The sequence below is a fragment of the Aquirufa regiilacus genome (genome assembly GCF_032470275.1).
GTDB classification, from domain to species: Bacteria; Bacteroidota; Bacteroidia; order Cytophagales; family Spirosomataceae; genus Aquirufa; species Aquirufa regiilacus.
Genome location: NZ_JAVNWW010000002.1, coordinates 148,914 through 168,819, shown reverse-complemented (window position 1 = coordinate 168,819; position 19,906 = coordinate 148,914). Strand labels below are relative to the sequence as shown.

At 43.8% G+C, this 19,906-nt stretch carries 14 protein-coding genes; 3 read left to right on the top strand and 11 right to left on the bottom strand.

Annotated features, from left to right (window positions below; genetic code table 11):
• Positions 1-67: 67 nt before the first annotated feature.
• Positions 68-2,314 (top strand): ribonuclease R, encoded by a 2,247-nt coding sequence (rnr, locus tag PQG45_RS06605; protein ID WP_316070524.1) that lies wholly within the window; start codon positions 68-70, stop codon positions 2,312-2,314.
• 34 nt (positions 2,315-2,348) lie between these two features.
• On the opposite strand, the gene PQG45_RS06600 is transcribed toward rnr, so the two are convergent.
• Complete coding sequence (locus tag PQG45_RS06600) at positions 2,349-2,723, bottom strand: hypothetical protein (RefSeq protein ID WP_316070523.1); 375 nt, start codon at positions 2,721-2,723, stop codon at positions 2,349-2,351.
• Positions 2,724-2,772: 49 nt separating this feature from the next.
• Here PQG45_RS06600 and PQG45_RS06595 point away from each other — a divergent pair, with 49 nt between their 5' ends.
• Positions 2,773-3,867: a glycerate kinase gene (locus PQG45_RS06595; protein ID WP_315574730.1), complete on the top strand. Its 1,095-nt coding sequence runs from the start codon at positions 2,773-2,775 to the stop codon at positions 3,865-3,867.
• Here the strand turns inward: PQG45_RS06595 and PQG45_RS06590 are convergent.
• From PQG45_RS06590 to rpsA, 10 genes are all read right to left on the bottom strand, one after another.
• Positions 3,862-5,007, bottom strand: coding sequence for a methionine aminotransferase (locus PQG45_RS06590; protein ID WP_315574727.1), 1,146 nt, complete (start codon positions 5,005-5,007; stop codon positions 3,862-3,864). The genes PQG45_RS06595 and PQG45_RS06590 overlap by 6 nt on opposite strands.
• 3 nt (positions 5,008-5,010) lie before the next feature.
• Entirely contained in the window at positions 5,011-6,084 is a 1,074-nt protein-coding gene (nagA, locus tag PQG45_RS06585) for an N-acetylglucosamine-6-phosphate deacetylase (protein WP_315574725.1), read from the bottom strand.
• A gap of 63 nt (positions 6,085-6,147) precedes the next feature.
• Positions 6,148-7,836 (bottom strand): gamma-glutamyltransferase, encoded by a 1,689-nt coding sequence (gene ggt, locus PQG45_RS06580; RefSeq protein ID WP_316070522.1) that lies wholly within the window; start codon positions 7,834-7,836, stop codon positions 6,148-6,150.
• Positions 7,837-7,963: 127 nt separating this feature from the next.
• Positions 7,964-11,335: an efflux RND transporter permease subunit gene (locus PQG45_RS06575; RefSeq protein WP_316070597.1), complete on the bottom strand. Its 3,372-nt coding sequence runs from the start codon at positions 11,333-11,335 to the stop codon at positions 7,964-7,966.
• Between the two features lie 64 nt (positions 11,336-11,399).
• Positions 11,400-12,512, bottom strand: coding sequence for an efflux RND transporter periplasmic adaptor subunit (locus tag PQG45_RS06570; protein ID WP_316070521.1), 1,113 nt, complete (start codon positions 12,510-12,512; stop codon positions 11,400-11,402).
• A 7-nt stretch (positions 12,513-12,519) separates the two neighbouring features.
• Positions 12,520-13,863: a TolC family protein gene (locus tag PQG45_RS06565; protein WP_315574720.1), complete on the bottom strand. Its 1,344-nt coding sequence runs from the start codon at positions 13,861-13,863 to the stop codon at positions 12,520-12,522.
• The gene (locus PQG45_RS06560; protein ID WP_315574719.1) at positions 13,860-14,465 is read right to left on the bottom strand and encodes a TetR/AcrR family transcriptional regulator; all 606 of its coding nucleotides are present in this window, start codon (positions 14,463-14,465) and stop codon (positions 13,860-13,862) included. Before PQG45_RS06560 ends, PQG45_RS06565 begins: the two co-directional genes overlap by 4 nt.
• A gap of 92 nt (positions 14,466-14,557) precedes the next feature.
• A complete protein-coding gene (locus tag PQG45_RS06555) occupies positions 14,558-15,082 on the bottom strand; it encodes a phosphoheptose isomerase (RefSeq protein ID WP_315574718.1) in 525 nt (174 codons plus the stop codon).
• Positions 15,083-15,157: 75 nt separating this feature from the next.
• Positions 15,158-16,591 carry a Gfo/Idh/MocA family protein gene (locus PQG45_RS06550; protein ID WP_315574716.1) on the bottom strand — a complete coding sequence of 478 codons (1,434 nt, stop codon included), beginning with the start codon at positions 16,589-16,591 and terminating at the stop codon, positions 15,158-15,160.
• Positions 16,592-16,787: 196 nt separating this feature from the next.
• Positions 16,788-18,608 carry a 30S ribosomal protein S1 gene (rpsA, locus tag PQG45_RS06545; RefSeq protein WP_315574715.1) on the bottom strand — a complete coding sequence of 607 codons (1,821 nt, stop codon included), beginning with the start codon at positions 18,606-18,608 and terminating at the stop codon, positions 16,788-16,790.
• A gap of 147 nt (positions 18,609-18,755) precedes the next feature.
• Here rpsA and PQG45_RS06540 point away from each other — a divergent pair, with 147 nt between their 5' ends.
• On the top strand, positions 18,756-19,895 hold the full coding sequence (locus PQG45_RS06540) for an aldose epimerase family protein (protein ID WP_315574713.1): 1,140 nt from the start codon (positions 18,756-18,758) through the stop codon (positions 19,893-19,895).
• Positions 19,896-19,906 lie beyond the last annotated feature (11 nt).

The window sequence follows — 19,906 nt, the reverse complement described above, 5'->3', positions numbered from 1 at the left end:
CAAATAAGGTTTTAAGATTTGAAACGCTGTGAAGGTTATGTACCTTGCAGGCTAATAGAAAATAATTATGGGAAGGAACCCAAAAGAGGAGAAGTTTTTTCAAGGACTCCTACAAGAAGTAATAGATTTTTTCGAATTAAACGACTACCGTTCTTATTCGTTAAATCAAATTCATAAAGCGTTCGCCATCCGCGATCGCAAAACCAAAGAAATTTACGGCGATGTATTAAATCGTTTAGCTTCGGAAGGCCGATTAATCCGCCAAGAAGATGGTAATTTTCGCTTTGACAATGAGTCATTTGTGGTGGAAGGCCGCGTGGATCATGTCAATTCGCGTTTTGCATTTATCGTTGTAGAAGGAGAAGGCAAGGATATTTGGGTGGCGACTGCCGACTTAAATAATGCCAAAGATGGTGACCGAGTTCGCGTTCAAGCGCGTAAACCTTCTGAGAAGAAGAAGAACGACCGCCCGGAAGGAGAGGTCATTGAGGTCATCGAACGTGGTTCGAGCGATGTGGTAGGGGTGATTCAAGTGACACCACACTACGCCTTTTTGATTCCCGATTCAAAGAAAATTTACGAAGATATTTACGTTCCTCGCACAGAGGTGATGGGGGCAAATCACTTGGATAAAGTGATTGTCGAAGTAACCCGTTGGGGTAGTCCCGGTAAAAAAGCTGAAGGTCGGGTGATTAAAGTTTTAGGAAAAGCAGGCGAAAACGAGACAGAAATGCACTCGATTTTAGCGGAGTTTGGCTTACCATATGAATTCCCTGCGGAAGTGGAAAACATGGCTGCTTCGATCAATCCCACAATTCCCAAAGAAGAAATTAAGAAACGCCGCGACATGCGGAAGGTCTTGAGTTTCACGATTGACCCCATTGATGCCAAAGATTTTGATGATGCCTTAAGCTATGAAGTCTTGAAAAATGGCAACCTAGAGATTGGTGTTCATATCGCCGACGTTTCCCATTATGTGAAAACCGGCAGTTTATTGGATCAAGAGGCGTATAAGCGCGCAACATCTGTCTATTTAGTAGACCGCGTGGTGCCGATGTTGCCGGAAAAACTTTCCAATGGATTGTGTTCACTACGACCAAATGAAGATAAATTAACGTTTTCAGCCGTGTTTGAATTTGACCCGAATGGTGTCATTGTCAAAGAATGGTTTGGTAGAACGGTCATCCATTCTGATCGTCGATTTGCCTATGAACAAGCGCAAGAGTTAATCGAACATACTGGAGAGGTAACAGATTCATTGGAGCCTGTAATTAAGTCATTAAATCAACTGGCACATAAATTACGTGATGCGCGTTTTGCCCATGGTTCTGTCAATTTTGAAACGGCCGAGGTGCGTTTTGAATTAGATGAGGATGGCAAGCCGATCGCCGTTCATCCACGCGTGCGAAAAGATGCGCACAAGCTGATTGAAGAATATATGTTATTGGCCAACAAACGTGTGGCCACCTATGTGCATGAACTGAAGAAAACGGATCCGCGCAACACGATGGTTTACCGGGTGCACGAAGCACCGGATCCAGAGAAATTGCAGGTATTCTCAACATTTGCGAAGAAATTTGGCTACCAAGTAACGACAGAACCGAAGCACGTAAGTAAATCGTTCAATGCCCTGATGGAATCCATCGAAGGCAAAGGCGAGGAACATGTATTGCAGAGTTTAGCCGTGCGGACCATGTCCAAAGCACGTTACAGTACGGATGCCATTGGCCACTTTGGTTTGGCATTCCCATTCTATTCGCACTTCACGAGCCCGATTCGTCGGTACCCGGATGTAATGACACACCGTTTATTGCAACATTATTTAGATGGAGGTGTTTCTCCGGAACGCGCGCCCTTGGAAATCCAATGTAAGCATTCATCGGATCGCGAGAAATTAGCTTCGGACGCGGAACGTGCATCGATCAAGTACAAGCAAGTGGAATACATGAGTTTACATGAGCCACAAATCTTTGATGGCATCATTACCGGTGTAACGGAATTCGGCCTATTTGTGGAAATCGGCGATACCTCATGCGAAGGATTAGTTCGCATGGTGGACTTGAATGATGATTTCTACGATTTAGATAAAGACAATTACCGGATTGTGGGTAAATCCAACGGACGTGTATTTACGTTTGGAGATGCGGTGAAAGTCAAAGTGCGCGATACCAATTTGGCCAAAAGAACCATCGATTTAGAAATGGTGGGGATGCGTGGTGCAGGTGCGTATGCAAATAACCGCTCACGCAAACGCGATATGCCGCGTGGCGCAAGAAGTTCGAAAGTCATTCCGAGAGGAAAACGAAGAAGATAATGAAGAAGCCCTTGATGAAAATTGAGGGCTTTTTTTATAGGGGTATGCCGTCTTGAAAGGTGATTTCGGTGGCGATGCCCATGGCACTGAAACGAAAAGCAATGGATTTCGCTTGAGAGGCTTTTTGATTGCAATGTGGCCCTGGCTCCAGGAAATAAATGTAGTATTCTTGATTACGATCTGCCAACTGCTGGATATCGGGTTTGCCGAGTATATCCTCCATGTTATTCGAAGTTGTCCCGCGCAATTCCATCTTGTGAGCTTTGAGCCATGCGATTTGCTTAGCACGCTGCCCGTTGCAGCCACCATGATCCTGCTTAAACGCTTCCGCGTCAAAACCTGTTAAATCAGGCTGATGCGTACAAGCCGTTATTAAAAAGACGCTGAGGACAAAAAGAAGGTATTTCATGGCTGGGGGTTAGCAATACAAATTAAAGAAATGTCCCTAACTTGCACAAGTGAACATATTAATCTGCCCCGACAAATTCAAAGGATCGTTAAGTGCCCATGAAGCAGCCGAAGCGCTTGCCAAAGGTATCCTTAATAAACGAAAAAAATCAAGTATTCAATGTATTCCTTTAGCCGATGGCGGGGAGGGAACCTTGGAAGTGATCCAACAAATGCATGGGGGGCAATGGGTTTCCGTTCAGGTGAATGACCCTTTATTTCGCCCCATCGAAGCGTCATATTTATGGTTGGCCGACCAAAAAACAGCCTATATCGAAATGGCACGTGCATCGGGTTTAGGATTGCTATTGAAAAAAGAGCAGAATCCATTAAAGACAAGTACATACGGGACAGGAGAATTAATTCGTCATGCGGCAGAAGCAGGTGCGACAAGTATTGTATTGACGATAGGCGGTTCTGCAACGAATGATGCGGGAATTGGGATGGCGGCAGCTTTAGGTTATACTTTTTTAGACGCCTCGGGTGTGGCACTTGAACCCATTGGGCAGAGTCTATCACTTATCACGGAAATCAAGGGCACAAACCTCTATCCCCAAATACAGTTCATCGTATTGAGCGATGTGGTCAATCCCTTACATGGACCTCTTGGAGCTGCACAAGTTTATGCCAAACAAAAGGGAGCAAACGCTACATCAATTAAACAATTAGACAAAGGTCTAATCAATTTAAGCAAATGGCTCCCAGCTGATATGCCCGGTGCGGGTGCGGCCGGAGGTTTAGGGGCTGGTGCTGTCTATTTTTTAGGCGCGAAACTGGAACCCGGCGCCGAATGGTTATTAAATAAGATTCATATTGATCGGGCAATACGCAAAGCGGACTTTATTGTGACGGGCGAGGGGAAAATAGACCAGCAAAGTTGGTCGGGGAAATTGATTTCCAACATCATAGCTCGGACCGACAAGCAATTAAAGCAATCCATCTTAGTTTGCGGGGTGTTTGAAGACCCGGAAAAAATACCCTTGTTTCTTGACCCACGAGATGTTTATAGCATTACGGATGTCGCGATGAATTCAAAAGATGCGATGGAAAATGCGGCTCAATACCTGACTCAAATTGGGGAGGCCATCGCCTTGAAACACTTATAGTTGGGCGAGCCTGTGGGCGGCTTCCTGAAGCATATCGTCATTTTTAGCAAAGCAAAACCGTAAAATGCGATCCGTTGGAGGTGTTTCATAAAACACCGAAACCGGAATAGATGCTACTTTCAATTCCTTGGTCAATCGGACCGCCAAATCTACATCCGCCTCATCAGTGATACCGGAATAATCAAGGCATTGGAAGAAACTCCCTGCACTTGGCAAGACTTTCCAGCGGCTACCCGCGAATTGAGCGGCGAAGAGGTCGCGCTTCTTTTGGTAAAAATCAGATAAACCCAAGTAATGCGCGGGCTCTTTTAAATAATCTGCCAAGGCATATTGCAGCGGTGTCGCACTCGAAAAAGTGACCCATTGATGAAGCTTACGAAACTCGCTTGTCAAATATTCCGGGGCGAGGCAATAGCCCATTTTCCAACCGGTAATGTGATACGTTTTCCCAAAAGACCCACAGACAAAACTGCGTTTACGCAATTCCGGATGCAATAATACGGAGGCATGTTGGGCGCCGTCAAAGACGATATGTTCATACACCTCATCGGATACAATCAAAATATTTGTACCCTTAACGATTTCCGCGAAAGCATCTAAATCCTCCATCGCCCAAACAGAACCCGTCGGATTATGCGGTGTATTAACCATGATTGCACGCGTTTTGGGGCTAATCTTTCGAGCCAATTCTGCCCAATCGATTCGAAAACCTTCGCTCGCCTTTAACTGAATGTGCACCGGAACGCCACCCGCCAAACGCACGATGGGATCATAGGCGTCATAGGCAGGGTCAAACATGATGACTTCGTCACCAGGAAAAACGCAACAATGAATCGCGGCAAAAAGGGCTTCTGTAGCTCCAGAAACAACGGTTACCTCGCTATTTGCATCCAGGTCAATGCCATAAAAAGCACGTGTTTTAGCCGCAATACTATTTCTTAGGGCTGGAACACCGGCCATCGGCGCATATTGATTATGGCCTTTGGAATAAAACTTGAGCAGTTCTTGTAGTTCCTCCGAACAATCGAAACCCGGAAAACCCTGTGAAAGATTTAATGCACCTTCGTCCAAAGCGAGTTGGGACATTTTCGTAAAAATGGTCGTTTGGACATGGGCTTGTTTGGAAGGAAAATGAATCATGTACTAATTTATCAAAGCTTCCCCATCATACCAAACTTGCTTTACTTGTAAATCATCAGATAAATGCACGAAGCATGCCCGTTTACCAGTTTCTATGCTACCTAAATCGCTTAAATTCGCTACTTCCGCGGGATAAACCGTTGCCATACGAATAGCCTCTTCTTTAGAAATACCCGCACGGACAACACAATTTCGAATCGCTTCATCCATCGTTAAAGCAGACCCCGAAAGCACACCCGTTTCATTGGTAAACCTCGCGCCGTTCTTCGCAAAAACATAGGGTCCAGATTCATCGTGGGTCACGGCATCTGTGATTAAAAAGAGCTTCTCCCCTTTTAGCTGTTTGGCTAAACGCAAAGATTCAAAATCGCAATGCAATCCATCCGCAATGATGCTCGTCCAGGCATCAGAACGAAAACTTGCTCCTACCAAACCTAAAGCCCGACTTTGCCATTGCGACATGGCATTAAATAAATGCGTGATGCGTGAAATGCCGGCCTGTTGGGCTTGCTCATACGTCGCATCCGAATGCCCCATCGAGCACATGATATGACTGTTTTTTAAAATATTTAAAACCGCGGGGGCAAACATCTCAGGCGCAATGGTCATGTAGGTTGGAAGGCCATTTGTCCGTTCAATGATTTCTTGCACAAAATCAATTGTGGGTTGCTGAACAAACGCCTCATGATGAGCGCCACGTTTTACCGGATTAAAAAAGGGGCCTTCGAGATGCAAGCCAACTAAACCTTTACCCGCGTAAGATTTGCAGGCATCGATGGCAGCCCACATGCTGGTTTGGGGAGAGCAATTCAAAGTAATTTGAAAAGCGGTAGTACCCGTTTTGGCATGTTCATCAAAGGTCGCTTGAATCGCAGCCTCCGTCTGATGATTCGAAAAAAGAATTCCTCCACCCCCATAGACTTGTAGGTCGATGAAGCCCGGTACCAAGAAACCATCCGCTATTCCGTCGGTCGCTTGTTCGAGGGATTTGATCCGCCCATCTTCGATGGAAATGGCTTGATTCTCCAACCAAGCATGCCCCGTAAATACCTTTTTGAATATCAGTTTACTTGTCATTTTTGTCGTTTTTCTCCTGTACCTTTGGCAAACCTTCGAGGATTGCCAAAGGTAAGGGGGAGGTTAGTATCCAGCGGCCTGTCCGTCTTTGCGTGATTCGGTCGCGCCGAAGTACACCTTGCGAACCGGATCCCACTTGATACACTGATACCCGCCATAAATACCATTCAAATAACCCACTTGGTGGCCCTTTTGCAATAACTCACGAATCACTTCATATGGATAACCATATTCCAATGTGATCATTCCACCCGTTGGCTCCATCTTCTCGCCCGTTGGCTCTGAGGATCCTTCATGGTTAATCCGAGGGAAATCACCGGCTTCCTGCACATTCATACCAAAATCGACCACGTTCATTACAATTTGTGCATGCCCCATCGGTTGGAAAGCACCACCCATCACACCAAAGCTCATAATCGGCTGGCCATCTTTCGTCATAAACGCTGGAATAATCGTATGAAACGGACGTTTTCCTGGCGCATAGGTATTGTTCTCCCCTTCCGTCAGACTGTACATCTCCCCGCGATCTTGGAACATAAAACCCAATCCATCTGGCATCATCCCCGAACCAAATCCGCGGTAATTACTTTGAATCAATGAAACCATGTTACCGTCTTTGTCGGCAACCGTCAAATAAATCGTATCCCCATCCTTCAACGCAGGGTTCCCGGCATCAAAATGCTTGGATGCGCGATTCGGGTTGATTAATTTCCGACGTTCCGCTGCATACTCCTCAGAAATAAGACTTGCTACGGGAATTTTGGCAAATTCAGGATCCGCATAATATTTCGCACGATCTTCGAAAACCAGTTTTTTGGCCTCTGTAAATAAATGGACATGCTCCGCGGAACCAACCTTGATTTTTGAAAAATCATAGCCTTCTAAGATGTTCAACATCTGTAAGGCTGCAATACCTTGGCCATTCGGTGGTAATTCCCATACGTCGTAGCCGCGGTAATTCACAGAAACCGGATCAATCCACGTAGACGTATGCGTGGCTAAGTCATCATAGCTTAAAAAACCGCCATTTTTCTTCATAAATGCATCCATCGTCCGCGCCATATCGCCTTTGTAAAAGGCATCGCGGCCTTCCCGACCAATCTTCTCGAGTGTATTCGCAAGGTTCGGATTCTTGAAAACATCTCCCTCTGCAGGTACTTTCCCGCTAGGATAATAGTGTTGGGCTACGTTCGGGAATTTACCGTAATTCGCTTCGACGCGTCCTAAGGCAGCGGCAAATTCACCGTGAACTGGGAAACCATTTCGAGCATAGTAAACCGCCGTATTTAATATCTTGTTCATCGGCATGGAACCGAATTTTTTATGTAATTCAAACCAAGCATCTACTGCGCCGGGTACTGAAACCGGAAGCGGCCCTGTAGACGGAATATGCGTCAATCCCCGCTTTTTAAATTCGGCCAATGTCAGTGATTTAGGCGAACGACCCGAACCATTTAAGCCGTATAGTTTTTTTGTTTTCGCATCCCAAACGATTGCAAACAAATCACCCCCGATTCCATTCACGTGAGGTTCAACGACGCCTTCCATCGCATTCGCCGCGATCGCTGCATCAATGGCGTTACCGCCTGCTTTCAAGACATCTAAGGCAGCTTGCGTCGACAATGGGTGTGAGGTTGCCGCCATGCCATTTTGGGCGATAACTTGCGAGCGGGTTGCCCATAACTTGCCGTAGGTGCGGTCTTGTGCTTGCGCTAAAAAGGGCAAAACGAGTAGGAGTAATAATTTTTTCATAGTTGATAAATATTCGTGTAAGATAAGTTGATTTTTTCCTTTTGGCAAAATTGACTGTCCCGATTACCCAAACAAAAAACCCCCGAACATTGTTCGAGGGTTTTTACATTTTGAACCACCAAATTACTTAAACGCGATTTGGAAAAAACTTCTGTTTGATTCGCTCCGAGATGTAATACATACACGGCACAATCACCAAGGTCAAGACCGTTGAGAACGTCAATCCGAAAATGATCGTCCATGCCAAAATACCCCAGAAATCTGCCGACTCCGAACCAAAGAAAATATGCGGATTTAACTCCGTAAACATCGCTACGAAATCAATGCTCAAACCTACTGCCAATGGAATCAATCCCAATACCGCAGCAGAAGCTGTCAACAATACCGGCGTCAAACGAATTCCACCCCCTTCAATAATGGCTTCTTTTAACTCATAACCACGTTTGAAACGTAGTTCCTCGATGAATTCGATCAACAAAATACCGTTTTTCACCACGATACCCGCCAAGGCAATGATACCCACACCGGACATAATCACCGAGAAGGTCATGCCAAAAGCCATAAAGCCTAAGAACACCCCGATTAGTGATAACAAAATCGTTGCGAAAATGATGAATGGCTTCACCGCTGAATTAAACTGCGTCGCCAAGATCAAGTAGATCAAAACCAATGCTGCTAAGAAAGCGACTCCTAAGAACTCACCTGATTCCTTTTGCTGCTCCTGCTCACCACCCATACGGATTTTGTAGCCCTGTGGCATATCAATGGTCTCAAACAATTGCTCCAATTCCCCCACAATCTCATTCGCATTGTAGCCCTGAACCACATCGGATCCCAAGGTAACTACACGCTCCTGATTCTTGCGGTTAATTTGACTGAATGAAGTCGCATAACGAATATCTGCAATCGCATTCAATGGTACTTGACGCAAGGCTCCTCCCAAGTTCATGTCACGGTACGTAATATTCATCGACAATAATTTCTCGATTTGATTACGAGAATCTCCTTTCAATCGCAATTGGATTGGGTATTCGTCCTTGATATCACGGAACTTCGAAATCTCTGCGCCGAATAATCCCGTACGAACGGCCATCGCAACTTGTGCGGATGAAATACCTTCCCGACTCGCCTTCTCACGATTTACATCGATGATGATTTCAGGTTTATTCGTCACCAAATCAGATTTCAATTCTTGAATTCCTTCAATGCCCGACTTCTGAATAATCTTACGTACTTTTTGCTCCAAGGATTGAAGTGTGGCAAAATCATCCCCAGCAATCTCAATCGAAATCGGCTTACCTGTTGGCGGCCCTTTCGCCTCACGCTCAATCGCCATTTCCACACTTGGAATAGGTTTTTCAAAGAACTCTTTTTGAATCTTTTCCAACATCTCGCCTGAAGAGATTTCTCCACGCTCCTGTTTAGGCGCAAATGCAATCGTCACCTTACTCTTATGAGGTGTCGCACCGCGATCAGGTTGCATCGGATCTCCCGCATTTTTACCCACGTTTGAAATCACCGAGTTCACAGCCTTGCCCGCATTTTCCTTTTTGATAAAGGCAAATACACGTTGCTCAACAACCTTCGTTACTGAATCTGTTACTTTCGAATCTGTCCCAATCGGTAGTTTCGAATAGATGTAAATGTAATCCGGATCCGAAGCTGGGAAGAAAATAACTTTTGGCTTCACGATACCCATTAATACAATGGTTGCGACCAATAAAGCGAAGGCTCCTAGCGTTGCATAGATAGAACGTTTACCCTCCAATACCCACGAAATAACTCGGCGGTACGCATTTTTAAATGCAGGTAATGTCTCTTCTTGGAAAGGGACAACCCATTTCGGAGTCACAATAAAGTGGTTGAAAACATACAATACCAAAGCCAATAGACCAAAGTTTCCAAAACCAAAATGTCCTAAACCAAAGCCGATCACATATCCGAAGATGGTTAAGCTTAAAAGAATAAACACCGTCCGACGAATATCCGCGAACTTCGGCTCTTTCACATCGTTCACCTCTTCATCATGGCGCTTCATAAATGAAACCGCAAAAACAGGGTTCATCACATAAGCAACAAACAAGGAAGCAAACAAGGTAATGATTAAGGTAATCGGTAAGAACTTCATGAACTCACCCACAATACCTGGCCAGAATAACAAAGGCAAGAAAGGTGAAATCGTCGTTAATGTACCCGTTAATACTGGCACAAATACCTCAGATGCTGCTAATTTAACCGCTTCCGTGATTGATAATTTTTTGAAATTATTGAACAAACGGTGGGCATTCTCAATCACCACAATCGCATCATCCACCACAATTCCCAAGCCCAATAAGAAGGCGAACAATACGATGGTATTCAACGTAAAGTCTAAGCCTGGCATAAAAAGGAATGTCAACAATGCAGACAAAGGCACCGAAAGACCCACAAAGGCCGCATCACGCACACCCATGAAGAACATCAATACCACAACCACAAAGATAAATCCTAAGATTACCGTGTTGATCAAATCGGCAAGGTCGCCACGCGTACGCTCCGACTGATCCGCCGTCACAGAGACAACCAAACCTGCAGGGAAACGACTCTCACGATATTCTTCAATCGTCTTTTCAATGCGGTCAGCCGCGTTAATTAGATTCGCGCCACTACGCTTAATCACATTCAAGGTGATAACTGATTTATTATCCAAACGCGCAAAATCTTGCTTCTCTTCAAATCCATCACGCACATCCGCAACATCTTTCAAGCGAACGCGTGCACCCGTCGAAGAACCGACCATCAAGTTGGCCAATTGATCCACCGACTTAAATTCTCCTACTACACGTAACGAACGGCGAACGCCATTCACGTCTAAATCACCACCCGAAATGTTCACGTTTTCCCCTTGAACAGCTTGTTGGATGTCATAAAAAGTCAATCCATAACTCTGCATCTTGTACAGATCCAAGTTCACTTGAATTTCACGTTTCAAAGCTCCAACAATATCTACACGCGTGATTTCGGGCATACCCTCAATCTCATCCTGTAAATCTTCTGCGTATTTCTTCAACTTATCCAAGGGATAATCACCGGCTATGTTGATGTTCATAATCGGGAACTCTGAGAAGTTCACCTCAGCCACGGCTGGGTCACGCGTTAAATCTTTTGGTAAGTCATTGCTGGCTTTATCCACCGCATCTTGAACACGTTGTTTGGCAACGGGAACAGAAACATCCGTGTTGAATTCAACAATGATAACCGAGATATCCTGCAATGCATTCGATTTGACACTTTTAATGCCGGTAATCGACTTCAATTGCTTTTCAATCGGCTTATTGATCGTATTCTCAATATCCGCTGGAGTTGTTCCTGCATAAACCGTTTGAATAACCATTTGCGGCACAACGATATCTGGGAACTGCTCTTTCGGTAGGCGAGAGTAAATACCCAATCCCGCTACGAAAATGATAAACGTAAAAATGTAAACTGTGGTACGGTTTTGGCCTAACCAGCCGACCATGTTATAAATCAAGCCTTTCCCCTCGGGCAGTTGCTCGTTCTTTAAATTCTTTTCCATGCTTGATTTAGAATGAAATTGCTTGTCCGTCTACTAAATCTTGGTAGCCTTGTGTAATGATTAAATCACCTGCTTGTAAACCTGTCGCGATTTCCGCCTGTCCATTATAAGTCAATCCGATGGTGATGATACGCGCCTTCGCTACTTTCTTGCCATTTTCTTCGACCGCAACATAAACCAAATTGCCTTTTTCTGTTTTTTGAATGATGTTTTCATCCACAACCAAGGCATTCGCTTTTGATAAATCGTTGATGTTGATCACAGCCAATTGGTTTGGTTTCAAATCGCCACCTGCATTTGGAATGCGTGCCTCGATATCAAACGTACGCGTTAATGGATTCACCATTTTCGAAACCAATGAAATACGTGCTGTAATTTCTTTGTTGATATCTGGAAATTTGATGTTGATTGGATCACCTTGCTTCACAGAACCTACATAGGCATCTGCAATTTTTGCCGAGATCTTCAAGTTACCCAAGTTCACAATTTGAACGATTGGCATCCCTGGAGCACCCATTTCGCCGGCTTTTTGACGAACGATTTCAACGGTTCCTGAGATAGGTGCCACAACACGTGACAAACCTAATTGTGCACGCAAAGTAACCAAACGCTTCTCCAAAGATTCTTTATTCGATTTCGCGCTTAAGTACTGAACTTCCGTACCGATTTGTTGGTCCCAAAGTGTCTTTTGCTTTTCAAACAAAGTCTTCGAAAGTTCCAATTGGTGTTTCACCTCTTCCATGGATTCCTTTAAGATGCTGTTATCCAAGGTTGCAATCAATTGACCTTTAGAAACTTGTTGGCCCGCGACCACCGGCAACGAAACAATCATTCCACCTGTTTGTGGGCTAACTAATACGGTATTTTCCGCCACTACATTCCCTTGCGCTTCTACAAAATGCTTGAAAGCAACAGGAGCAATCGGTGTAACCGTTACTGCGATGACCTTCGTTGAGCTTGACTCTTTACCAGCGCCAAGTTCTTTTTCTAAAGCAGCAATTTTCGCATTGATTTCTTTGGCATCTGCTTTTAGCGTAGCCAATTCCGTTTTCTTATCTACCGACTTATTGCATGCCGCAAATAAGATAATGGAGCTTAGGAGGATCGTTATTTTTTTCATGTTCGTATTATTCTGAGTATAGAGTTCCGTTTGATTTTGCAAGCTCTACTTTCGCGATTAGGGCGTTGTAAAGTGCAGTAAAGTAATTTCCTTGCGATTCCTTGATGGAAGTTTCTGCGTTTAGCACTTCCAGATTCGAACCAACACCTTGCGTATATTTCACACGCGTGACACGTGAAATTTCATTGGCCAAGTCAAGATTCGCTTGTTGTTCTTTCAAAGATTCCAAGGCATTTTTCAAGGAGATGATCGATTGGCCACGTTGTAAATCGATAGACGATTTCAACAAATCATAGCTTTGGCGAACTTTTTGAAGGTTATTTGCCGACTGCATTGCTTTGTATTTCTTCGAAAAGCCATCGAAAATTGGGATTTGAAGCGAGAAGCCGATGGTTGCATTGTCAAACCAAGACTTCGAAAATAAATCACCAAAACTATTAGCACCCGCATTGTATCCGTAATTCGCAGAGGCAACAAGACGAGGCAAATAGCCTGCTTTGATGCTTTTCAAATCTAATTCCGCTAAGTTTTCTTGCGTTTTCAAGATCGAATATTCGATGCGGTTACCATAATTGAAAGGTAAATCTTGGTCTTCCAATAAACGGTGGCTCAACTCGATTTGCTCAAGCGTTTCCGCTAAGCGAATCGGTGTTTCCATCGGATATCCCATTTGAAACTTCAACAAGGAATAGCTTAATTCTTGTAAGCGGTATACGTTTTCTAATTCGGTACGCAAGTTGTTCGCTTGAACTTCTAAGCGTTGAACATCGATTTTCTCAACGAATCCCTGAGCGTTAAGTGCCTTCGTTTCTTTCAATAAAGTATCCAAACGACCTACATTGGCTTGCAAAATCGACAAGCGCTTCTCGTTAACTAAGATCCCGTAATAGGCCTTCGTTACGTTTTCTGCAACTTGCTGCTTCGACTGGGTTAGCGTCTTCATCGACAAATCCTTGTAAACTTCCGAAGCTTTTAAGCCAAGAAGGTACGTTCCGTCAAAAAGCAATTGGCTTACACCCACATTCGTGTTTCCTGAATTCGTTACACCAAATTTGGCCGCGATTAACTCACCCGGTTTAGCTGCAGGATTGAAAATATTGGCAGGGATAAACACACGTTGAAGAATCAAACTGTTTCCATAAGATATACCCGCATTGACTTGCGGCAATCCAATGGCCCGAATTTCATTAATTTTTGCGCTTGCGTTCTGCAAGTCGATCTGGCTATTTTTCACCTGCACATGGTGTACAATGGCATAATCCACAGCATCTTTTAAGCTGAAAGATTGTGCATTGACTGCCACCGAGCAAAGTAAAAATAGACCGGCGTAGATTTTTCTTAGGCGGATCATGATTTTAAATTGTTTTGATAAGAGTTATAAAGCGTTAGACCTTTTTCGGTCAAAATGCCTCGCATGAAAATGTCCATCAAGGTGAGCTGGGTTTCATACAAGGATAATTTATTATTGGGGTAAAAGTCGGGGTTAAATACTAAATCAACCTCTGCCATACGCAGACGAGCTAATAATTCGAAATCAACGTCATTTCTAAAATATCCGAATTGAGCACCCTTCTTGAAGTCGGCAATCAAATTCTTGTGTATGTAGTTTTCCCCATGATTTTTGAACAATTTAAATGCCGTTGGGAAATACTTTTGAATTTCAAAAAGCAAACGAGGGTTCATGGTGATCAGCATGTCTTTGACCATTTCAAAGGACTTAAACATCTTCTCAATTACATTTGAATATCGCTTATCGAGTTCCTCCCACTTTACTGCATCCTGCTCTGTGAACGATTTTACCACTTCACAAACCATGGATTCTTTATCCGGAAAATGTTGATAAATCGTTTTTTTAGAAATCCCTAATTCGGCCGCAATCGCATCCATCGTCACCGACTTGACGCCGTAACGAAAGAATAATTGAGTTCCTTTTTCTAGAATGCGTGATTTCATTTGCTAAACCCGTTGATTTATCGGGAAGCAAAACTATGGAAACTTTTATGGACTACAAAGTTTTCTTGCATTATTTTTAGATGAACGGAATATTAAATCGACGAACGGCCGAAGTCATCCTGTAAACGAACGATGTCAGATTCATCGGACGGGTTTAATAGATCTGTATGCTGCCAAATCTCCGCAACGACTCCCCATTGCGCTAAGCCAACCAGGCGATGACGCGTTCCGATGGGCAAGGTGATGATATCGTCAACCTGATATGTATCGGGAACAGTTTGTTCATCGGTCGCCGAAATGGCAACACCCACGGGACCGGAAGTCACCGACCATAATTCAGCACGGCGGAAATGATATTGCCAAGACAAACGCTTATTGGGAGCTACAACTAAGAATTTCGGACTAAGCTTTTGGGTAATTTGGATGGAATCGAAAGCAACCGATGGGAAAAACTGTTTGGCGAATTTAGCCGCATCACTTTCTTGCAAGACGAAAAACCCTCCCCAAGGACGTTCGAAATCATGTGCGACTATTTCGTATCCTTCCTGCTCGATAAAAGATGCTACTTGCGCGAATACCTCGGCTGGCTGAATGGTTGACTGAAAAGTTGGAAGCATGATTTATATTTTCACAAAAATAAAAAAAAGACGGGAGAGAACCCCCGTCTTTTCTAATTATCAGGTTTTAACAGATTACATCGTCCAACCCGCGCGGTATTCACGCTTCACGAATTGATTCGCTGCTTCGAAATTGGTGATGCGCATATTCGCTGCATCCCACTCGAGCTGTTGGCGACCAATGTACTTCGCATTCCGGCCTTCGCCTTCACGTAACATGTACGAACGAATCGCTAAGTTACCCATCAATACCGACTCCGTAAATGGACCTGCATAATCGAAAGGTGAACTTACTTCCATATTGCCATATCCAGCTTTACAAGCCTCAACCCATTGCGTGTTGTGTCCTGAATCTCCACCAATGACACGTGGCAACGATGCTTTTGGCAATTCAGATTCATCTACACGCTTTCCGTTTTTATATACTTTAGGATTGATACCATAGGTACCGCAAGTCATAATTCCTTTTGATCCAATTAAGATAACGCCATTCGAGCCATCCGCATCGCCGATAACCTCCGTCGCTGGAATACCCGCTGGATGAGGTGCACGAAGACCGCCATCAAACCAAGTCAACTTGACATTGGATTTGTTTTTCGCTGATGGGCCATAATTTAAGGTCACCATCGATGATGGAGGACATCCTTCTGGAATCCACTCAGGAACCCAATCCGTAAGGAATACAGAGCCAACCGAACATTCGACGTTCAAGGCATCACGAATACCTAATACTTTAAATGGAGGATCTAATAAGTGACATCCCATGTCGCCTAAGGCTCCTGTACCATAATCCCACCATCCACGCCATTTGAATGGCACAAATGCTGGATTAAATTCACGATATTTTGATGGCCCTAACCACAAATCCCAATCCAATTCCGCTGGCACCGGATGCCCTGCAGCAGGATAAGAGATACCTTGTGGCCAAACTGGACGATTCGTCCAAACCAATACTTCAGATACTTTTCCAATCACACCCCCATCAAACCACTCCATCATTTTACGCACGCCGTCACCGGAAGAACCTTGGTTACCCATTTGTGTAACCACTTTCATTTCGCGGGCTTTTTCAGTCATCATACGCGCTTCATATATGTCGTGCGTCAATGGCTTTTGTACATAAACGTGTTTTTTACGACGCATGGCTTCCATGGCAATCGTTGTATGCGTATGATCTGGGGTTGACACGATAACCGCATCAACATTATCTCCTTCGGCTTCTAATGCCTTACGGAAATCGCGGTAATAATTCGCTTTGGGGAAATCCTTACGCGACTGAACCGCACGGCGATCATCTACATCAACCAAAGCAACAATGTTCTCCTTGCCTTTGTTGAATGAACTCATGATATCACTCTGGCCTTTTCCGCCAGCTCCGATACCCATAATGTTTAACTTGTCGGAAGGAGCCGTAAAGCCCTTGCCTAATACGTGCCGCGGAACAATGTAAAAGCTTCCTGCAGCTAAGCCAGCTTTTTTAAGAAAGTCTCTCCGTGAATTATTTCCCATAGTTTAATTGATTTAGATTGCTAAGACGCGAATGAGCATTCCGCCCGTTCTCAGTCAAGCCCCTAAGTTGTCAAAATACCTCGAAATAAGCAATCATTTTCTTGATATTTTGCAAATCTGTAGGCCTGCATCAGGATAGCACAAAAAAAGGGGATTCGTTTCCGAATCCCCTTTTGATCAAAACTTAAAACAACTATTATTCTGCTTTCTTAGATTTCTTCTCTAATTTTTTGATCGCTTGCTCACGCTCAGCACCTTCCATTTGCTCTTTCAAAGCAGATAAAGCTCCGATATCACCCATTGTCGACTTCTCAGCTGTAACTGTTGCAGTCTTCTCTGTAGTTTTTGTTGCTTTTTTCTTCTCTACTTTAACTTCTTCAACTGGCGCACCTGAGAATGTACGTGTGTGTGAAAGAATAATCTTGCGATCTTCTTTGTGGAATTCCGTTACAACGAAATCCAATGCCTCACCCGCTTCAGCTACTGACTCATCTGCTTTCGTCAATTGTTTCAAAGCAGCTAAACCTTCAATACCGTAAGGTAATTCCAACGTAGCCATTTTGTCATTTTTCGAAATAACAGTTGCTTTATGTACTGAACCTACTGTGAATACACTTTCAAATGTATCCCAAGGATTCTCTTCTAATTGCTTGTGACCTAATGCCAAACGACGGTTATCCGCGTCTAACTCAATCACGATAACATCTAATGAATCGCCAACTTTAACGAATTCAGATGGATGCTTGATTTTCTTTGTCCAAGACAAGTCAGAAACGTGTACCAAACCATCGATACCTTCTTCTAACTCAAGGAATAAACCAAAGTTAGTCAAGTTACGAACAGTTCCTTTGTGCTTCGTTCCTACTGCATATTTAGACAACAAATCTGTTTTGTTCCAAGGATCTTCAGTCAATTGCTTGATACCTAAAGACATCTTGCGCTCAGAACGATCTAATGTCAACACAACTGCTTCCATTTCATCGCCTACTTTCAAGAAATCTTGTGGGTTACGCAAGTGCTGAGACCATGACATCTCAGAAACGTGGATCAAACCTTCAACGCCTGGCAATACTTCTAAGAAAGCACCGTAATCCGCAACGTTAACGATTTTACCTTTTACTTTAGATCCAACCTCAACCTCAGTAGCTAATGCTTCCCAAGGATGTGCTTGCAATTGCTTCATACCTAATGAGATACGTTTCTTGTTCTCATCAAAGTCTAATACAACTACTTGGATTTTTTGATCTAATTTCAACACCTCTTGTGGGTGGTTGATACGTCCCCACGAGATATCTGTAATGTGCAATAAACCATCCACACCACCTAAGTCGATGAACACACCGAAATTAGTCATGTTTTTGATCACACCTTCTAATACTTGACCCTTATCTAAGTTGTTCAAGATTAATTGACGTTGCGCCTCAAGATCTTTCTCGATCAATACTTTGTGAGATACAACGACGTTGTCATTTGTATGGTTGATCTTAACCACCTTAACTTCCATATTTTTGCCAACAAAAATATCGAAATCACGGATTGGCTTCACATCAATTTGAGATCCTGGCAAGAACGCCTCGATTCCAAAAATATCCACGATCAAACCACCTTTTGTACGACGTTTTACGAAACCATTGATGATTGTATCTTCTTCCAAAGCTTTCTCAATGTTCGTCCAAGCGCCCATTACCTTCGCTAACTTGCGAGATAAAATCAATTGGCCGTTTGCATCTTCTTGATTCTCAATGTAAACTTCTACTTCATCTCCAGCTTTCAAATCCGGCATATCGCGGAATTCAGATGCAGATACTAAACCATCAGATTTGAATCCAATGTTTACGATTACTTCACGGTCTGTTTTGCTTACAACAACCCCCTTCACAACTTCCTTTTCAGTTACCGAGTTTAGAGTAGCCTCGATAGCTGCCTCCATTTGTGCTTTTTGATCCTCAGTATAGTTACCGCCGAATCCTTTTCCTTCAACTAAATCCCAGTCGAAATCTTTTTTAACTTTTGACATATTTGATCGCCCTAGATACATCAACACGCTGGGCTAACGTGCTGAATTTAAGTGTAAAACAATTTTTAAATTGGGGTGCAAAGATAGGAAGAATAATTTTATTTTCAAGCAAATTCTCTAAATTGGATGTTCAATAACCTATTTGCCATGAAAAAAACCGTTTTCCGACTCGCGACAGCCTTTTTTGCTTGTTCCTTTTTTATGGGCATGGCGCAAACTAAATCCCTCAAAACCAACATGTTAATTTCAGAAAAGCCTTTTGGCCAAACGACTTCCAACGAACCTGTTATCCTCTATACCTTGAAAAATACCCAAGGCATGGAGGTCCAAATCATGAATTACGGTGCCATCATTACCAAAATCATCGTGCCAGATAAAAATGAGGTCATGGAGGATGTGGTCTTAGGTTTCGATCAAGTAGCCGACTACATCAACGACTCCCCCTACTTCGGTGCAGTCGTAGGCCGCTATGGCAACCGCATCGCCGCGGGTAAATTCAGCCTGGATGGGAAAAGCTACACCTTAGCCGCACAAAACAATGGCCAGCACTTACATGGTGGACTGAAGGGCTTCGACAAGCAAGTATGGAGAACCGTTTCCAAAAATGGCGCAAGCCTAACACTTGCCTACCTCTCCAAAGATGGCGAAGAAGGTTTTCCCGGTAACCTCGAAGTTCAAGTAACGTATACCTTAGGCGATGACAATGCCTTGTCGATGGATTATGTGGCAAAAACGGACCAAGCAACGGTTCTGAATATCTGCAATCACTCCTATTTCAACCTTTCGGGCAATGTGAAGCGCGATGTGCTTGACCATAAAATCCAGTTGAACGCTCCTTTCTTCATCCCGGTCGATAAGGTGTTAATCCCAACGGGCGAGGTTAAATCCGTGAAAGGTGGGCCTTTCGATTTTACTTCCGCTAAAAAAATCGGCTTAGATATTAACGCCCAAGATGAGCAAATTACCTTAGGTGGCGGATACGACCACTGTTATGCTTTTGATAAAGCCCCTGGTGCTTATGGAAAAATAGCGCGCGTCGAAGACCCTACATCGGGACGAGTAATGGAAGTTTTCACGACTGAACCCGGTGTTCAATTCTATACGGGAAATAATTTAGATGGGCACTTGATTGGGAAATATGGTGCCGTGTACAACAAACGTACAGGCTTTTGCTTGGAAACGCAGCATTACCCAGATTCACCTAATAAACCGAATTTCCCTTCGACCGTATTGCGTCCAGGAGAAACCTATACTTCGAAAACAGTTTATCAGTTTTCTGTGCAATAATCCACTTTTAT

Coding starts and splice junctions, on each gene's coding strand:
- rnr (WP_316070524.1), top strand. CDS start 68: ATGGGAAGGAACCCAAAAGAGGAGAAGTTTTTTCAAGGACTCCTACAA.
- PQG45_RS06600 (WP_316070523.1), bottom strand. CDS start 2,723: ATGAAATACCTTCTTTTTGTCCTCAGCGTCTTTTTAATAACGGCTTGT.
- PQG45_RS06590 (WP_315574727.1), bottom strand. CDS start 5,007: ATGATTCATTTTCCTTCCAAACAAGCCCATGTCCAAACGACCATTTTT.
- nagA (WP_315574725.1), bottom strand. CDS start 6,084: ATGACAAGTAAACTGATATTCAAAAAGGTATTTACGGGGCATGCTTGG.
- ggt (WP_316070522.1), bottom strand. CDS start 7,836: ATGAAAAAATTATTACTCCTACTCGTTTTGCCCTTTTTAGCGCAAGCA.
- PQG45_RS06575 (WP_316070597.1), bottom strand. CDS start 11,335: ATGGTCGGCTGGTTAGGCCAAAACCGTACCACAGTTTACATTTTTACG.
- PQG45_RS06570 (WP_316070521.1), bottom strand. CDS start 12,512: ATGAAAAAAATAACGATCCTCCTAAGCTCCATTATCTTATTTGCGGCA.
- PQG45_RS06565 (WP_315574720.1), bottom strand. CDS start 13,863: ATGATCCGCCTAAGAAAAATCTACGCCGGTCTATTTTTACTTTGCTCG.
- PQG45_RS06560 (WP_315574719.1), bottom strand. CDS start 14,465: ATGAAATCACGCATTCTAGAAAAAGGAACTCAATTATTCTTTCGTTAC.
- PQG45_RS06555 (WP_315574718.1), bottom strand. CDS start 15,082: ATGCTTCCAACTTTTCAGTCAACCATTCAGCCAGCCGAGGTATTCGCG.
- PQG45_RS06550 (WP_315574716.1), bottom strand. CDS start 16,591: ATGGGAAATAATTCACGGAGAGACTTTCTTAAAAAAGCTGGCTTAGCT.
- rpsA (WP_315574715.1), bottom strand. CDS start 18,608: ATGTCAAAAGTTAAAAAAGATTTCGACTGGGATTTAGTTGAAGGAAAA.
- PQG45_RS06540 (WP_315574713.1), top strand. CDS start 18,756: ATGAAAAAAACCGTTTTCCGACTCGCGACAGCCTTTTTTGCTTGTTCC.